At 68.3% G+C, this 4,446-nt stretch carries 5 protein-coding genes; all 5 read right to left on the reverse strand.

From position 1 onward, the window contains the following. A partial coding sequence (locus ACYVE9_RS16990; protein WP_461028713.1) for an ATP-binding cassette domain-containing protein occupies positions 1-193 on the reverse strand: 193 nt, incomplete at its 3' end. Positions 194-206: 13 nt separating this feature from the next. Further along, positions 207-1,199 (reverse strand): ABC transporter permease, encoded by a 993-nt coding sequence (locus ACYVE9_RS16995; RefSeq protein ID WP_461028714.1) that lies wholly within the window; start codon positions 1,197-1,199, stop codon positions 207-209. Then, positions 1,192-2,115 carry an ABC transporter permease gene (locus ACYVE9_RS17000; protein WP_461028715.1) on the reverse strand — a complete coding sequence of 308 codons (924 nt, stop codon included), beginning with the start codon at positions 2,113-2,115 and terminating at the stop codon, positions 1,192-1,194. The genes ACYVE9_RS16995 and ACYVE9_RS17000 overlap by 8 nt, the downstream gene beginning before the upstream one ends. A gap of 72 nt (positions 2,116-2,187) precedes the next feature. After that, positions 2,188-3,822: a peptide ABC transporter substrate-binding protein gene (locus ACYVE9_RS17005; RefSeq protein ID WP_461028716.1), complete on the reverse strand. Its 1,635-nt coding sequence runs from the start codon at positions 3,820-3,822 to the stop codon at positions 2,188-2,190. 244 nt (positions 3,823-4,066) lie between these two features. Continuing rightward, positions 4,067-4,446 (reverse strand): oligopeptide/dipeptide ABC transporter ATP-binding protein (locus ACYVE9_RS17010; protein ID WP_461028717.1); only part of this gene is annotated, 380 nt, incomplete at its 5' end.

Raw genomic sequence — 4,446 nt, forward strand, 5'->3', positions numbered from 1 at the left:
TGTCCAGAATGCCCATCACCGCCTGGGCGGTCACCGACTTCCCAGAACCCGACTCTCCCAGCACCGCCAACGTCTCCCCGGCATCCACCGAGTAGTTCACCCCGTTGACAGCCTTCACCACACCGTCACGGGTGTGGAACTCCACGTACAGGTCGCGCACGTCCAGCAGTGGCGACTCCGGTGACTGGTTCACGACATCGCCTCCCTCAGCGCAGCTTGGGGTCGAGGGCGTCGCGGACCGCGTCGCCGAGCATGATGAACGCCAGCACGGTGATGCTCAGTGCGGCGGCGGGATAGATCAGGATGTGCGGGGCGTTGCGGAACTGCATGCCGTTCGAGGCGTTGGAGATGCTCACGCCCCAGGACACGGTGGGCGGCCTCAGGCCGACGCCGAGAAAGCTCAGCGTCGCCTCCAGCGCGATGTAGGTGCCCAGCGCGATGGTGGCGACCACGATCACCGGGGCGATCGCGTTCGGCATGATGTGCCGCAGCAGCATCCGGGGGCTGCCCGCCCCCAACGCCCGGGCGGCCAGCACGTAGTCGTTCTGCTTGGCCGTGATGACTGCGCCCCGGGCGATGCGGGCGATCTGCGGCCAGGCCAGCAGCGTGATGACGCCGACCACCGGCCACACGCCCTCCACCGTGATCATGGCGAGGAAGACGAGTGCGCCGAGGATCAGCGGGATGCCGAAGAAGATGTCGGTGACGCGGGACAGCAGCGCGTCCCAGGCGCCGCCGAAGAACCCGGCGAGCCCGCCGAAGAGAGTGCCCAGCAGGGCGACGCCCAGCGTCGCGCAGACGCCCACGGTGACGGAGGCCCGGGCTCCGTACACGGTCCTCGTGTAGACGTCGCAGCCCTGGGTGTCGAAGCCGAACCAGTGCCCGGGTGCCGGGCCGGCCAGTGAGCGGCTCAGCTGGCAGTCGAGCGGGTCGCGGGTCGCGATCAGGGACGGCCACAGGGAGATGACCACCAGGAAGAGGATGAGCAGTGCGGAGACGATGAAGATCGGCCGGCGCCGCAGGTCGTGCCAGGCGTCCGACCACAGTCCCCGGCTCGGTTCGTCCGAGACGGAGTGGTCCGGGTCGTGTTCCAGGGACTCGCCCTCCGCGGTGGCGAAGTCGATCGCTCCGCCCGCGCCGCCGATGGCGCGGGACGTGTCGGGGGCGCCGGGTGTTTCGCCGGAGTGCGGCTCAGACATAGCGGATCCTCGGGTCGAGCACGGCGTAGAGCAGGTCCACGAACAGGTTGGCGAGCAGGAAGACCAGCACGAGGATGGTGACGAAGCCGACCACGGTCGGTGAGTTCTGCCGCAGCACACCCTGGTAGAGCTGGTAGCCGACGCCCTGGATGTTGAAGATCCGCTCGGTGACGAGCGCGCCGGCCATCAGGTTGCCGACGTCGGTGCCGAGATAGGTCACCACCGGGATCAGGGAGTTGCGCAGCAGGTGTCGGGTGGCGATCCGGCGCCGCGGCAGCCCCTTCGCCACGGCGGTGCGCACGTAGTCGGCGCGCGCGTTCTCGGCCACGGACGTCCGGGTCAGCCGGGTGACGTAGGCGAGGGAGACCAGGGCCAGGATGAGGCCGGGCAGCAGCAGTTCGCGGAAGGGGGCCTCCGGGCTGACCGCGGGAGAGATCCAGCCCAGTTGCACCCCGAAGAGGAACTGCGCGAGCACACCGGTGACGAACGTGGGGATGGCGATGACCACCAGGCTCATCAGCAGCACCGTGGAGTCGATGCCGCCGCCCTTGCGCAGTCCGGAGACGACACCGAGCGTGATGCCGAGCAGGATCTCGAAGCCGATGGCGACGAGCATCAGCCGGAAGGAGATGGGCAGCGCGGTGGCCAGGAGCTCCACCACCGGCTGGCCGTTGAAGGCCGTGCCGAAGTCACCGGTGAAGATCTTGCCCATGTACAGCACGTACTGCTGCCACAGCGGCTTGTCCAGGTTGAACTCGGCGCGGAGCTGGGCGGCCGTGGCGGGGTCGGGGGTGCGGTCGCCGAAGAGCGCGGCGACGGGGTCGCCGAGCGCGTGGACCATGATGAAGATGAGCAGGGTGGTGCCGATGAACACCGGGATCATCTGGAGCAGGCGCCTGATGACGTAGTGACCCACAGCTGCCTCCTGAAGGTGACGAAGCGGGGGCGGGCCGGGTGTCGCCGACCGGTCGGCGGCACCCGGCGGGGATCACTTGACTTCGATGTCGGTGTAGACCGGGACGGAGAACGGGTTCAGCTTGACGTTGTCGACGCGGTCCGAGTAGCCGGCGCTGCCGTTCTGGTACCACAGCGGGATCGCGGGCAGGTCCTCGACGAGGACCCGCTCCGCCTCCTGGAACTTCTCCACCGCCCCGGCCTCGTCGTCGGCCGCGTTGGCCTCGTCGACGAGGCGGTCGAACTCCTCGCTGCTGTAGCCGGTGTCGTTGGAGGAGGCGTTCGTGTAGTAGAGCGGTTGCAGGAAGTTCTGGATCAGCGGGTAGTCCATCTGCCAGCCGGCCCGGAACATGCCTGTCATCTGGTCACCGGTGATGCGCTTGCGGTAGTCCGCGAAGGTGGCGACCGGGTCGACCGTGCACGCGTTGTTGCTGTCCATCACGTTGTTGATGCTGTTGCAGACGGCGTCCATCCACTGGCGGTGCGAGCCGGTGTCGACGTTGGAGCTGAGGGTGACGCGGCCGCCGGGCAGGCCGCCGCCTTCCTCGATCAGCTTCTTGGCCTCCTCGGCGTCGTACTCGCAGACGTCGCCGCACAGGCCTTCCTCATAGCCGCCGGACTCACCGAGCACCGGTGAGGTGAAGTCGGTGGCGGGGGTGCGGGTGTCGGCGAAGATCTTGTCGGTGATCTCCTCGCGGTTGATCGCCCTGGAGATCCCGCGCCGGACCTTCGCCGCGTCCTCACCCTGCCAGTCGTCCTGGTAGAGCGGGAAGGACAACGTCTGGATGATGCCGGCCGGCTGGTTGATGTAGCGGCCGTCGAGGTCCTGCTCGGCGTTGCGCACCTGGGAGGCGGGCACGTCGTCGATGACGTCGAGGTTGCCGGCCTGGAGGTCGGTGTAGGCGGTGTTGTTGTCGGTGTAGACCTTCAGTTCGACGCCCTCGTTGTTGGCGGCGTCCTCCCCCGCGTAGTCCTCGTACCGGGAGAGCTTCATGGACTGGCCGCGGGTGTAGGAGTCCACCTTGTAGGGACCGTTGCCGACGGGCTTCTCCAGCCAGGCCTCGTGGTCGTCGAAGAACATCCTGGGCAGCGGCGCGTAGGCGTTGTAGCCGAGCGTCTCCGGCCAGAGGGAGAACTTCTCGGTCAGCGCGACGGTGAAGGTGCGGTCGTCGACGACCTCCAGCCCCGACATCGTCTCGGCCGTCGGCTCCTCGCCCTCCTCGGCGGGGTGGACCTCGTCGTAGCCCTCGATGAACTGGAAGAAGTACGAGTTGACCTGGTTGTTGGTCAGCAGCGCCCCGTAGTTCCAGGCGTCGACGTAGGACTCCGCGGTGACGGGGGTGCCGTCGTTGAAGGTCCAGCCCTCCTTCAGCGTGACGGTGAAGTTCTGCTGGTCGTCCGTCTCGATGGACTCGGCCATGGCGTCCTCGGCCTCGCCCGTCTCCGGGTTGTAGCGCTTGAGCCCCCGGAACGTCATGTCGAGGACCTTGCCGCCCTGCACCTCGTTGGTGTTGGCCGGCTCCAGCGGGTTCTGCGGGTCGCCCCAGGAGGCACGGACCACCCCGGAGCCACCGCCGCTGCCGTTGCCGCCCCCGCCGCACCCTCCGGCGGCGAGGGCGATGGCCGTCGCCGATGCGACGGCCCAGGTGACGCGAGTGGCTCCGCGCATGAGGTGCCTCCTAGGGAGTCAAAAGATTACTTTGACCCCATAACACCCTTCATGCTGTCAAACCGCACCCGAACGACACTCCTTCGGGCTGATCACCGCGGCGAAACCCCCGTATGCCGGAGTCCCGCCACTCTTCCGGCGGCGGGTCGGCCGGCGCCCGGGCGGCCGACGGTGGAAGGGGCGCACGAAGGCGCCCCGGGACCGTGGGCACGGTCCCGGGGCACCTTCGTGGTGGACGCGTAGGTCAGACGTGGATGACCTTGCGCTCCTCGGCGAAGTGGCAGGCCGAGTCGTGCTTGGCGTCGGTGTCGCTGTCCTCGAAGCGCTGCGGCACCGCCAGCAGCGGCACCTCCTCGGCACACTTGTCCTGCGCCTTCCAGCAGCGGGTCCGGAACCGGCAGCCCGACGGCGGGTTGGCCGGGGAGGGCACGTCGCCGCTGAGCAGGATGCGTTCGCGCTGCTCGCGGTTCTCCGGGTTCGGCACCGGAACGGCGGAGAGCAGCGCCTGGGTGTACGGGTGGGTGGGGTGGTCGTAGATCTGGCTCTCAGTGCCGATCTCCGCCATTTTCCCGAGGTACATGACGCCGACGCGGTCGGAGATGTGCCGCACGATGGACAGGTCGT

It is taken from the genome of Streptomyces sparsus (assembly GCF_054776295.1).

What these genes read in the sequence shown, in the direction of transcription:
- ACYVE9_RS17005 (WP_461028716.1), bottom strand. Translation starts at nt 3,822, where the DNA reads ATGCGCGGAGCCACTCGCGTCACCTGGGCCGTCGCATCGGCGACGGCC.
- ACYVE9_RS16995 (WP_461028714.1), bottom strand. Translation starts at nt 1,199, where the DNA reads ATGTCTGAGCCGCACTCCGGCGAAACACCCGGCGCCCCCGACACGTCC.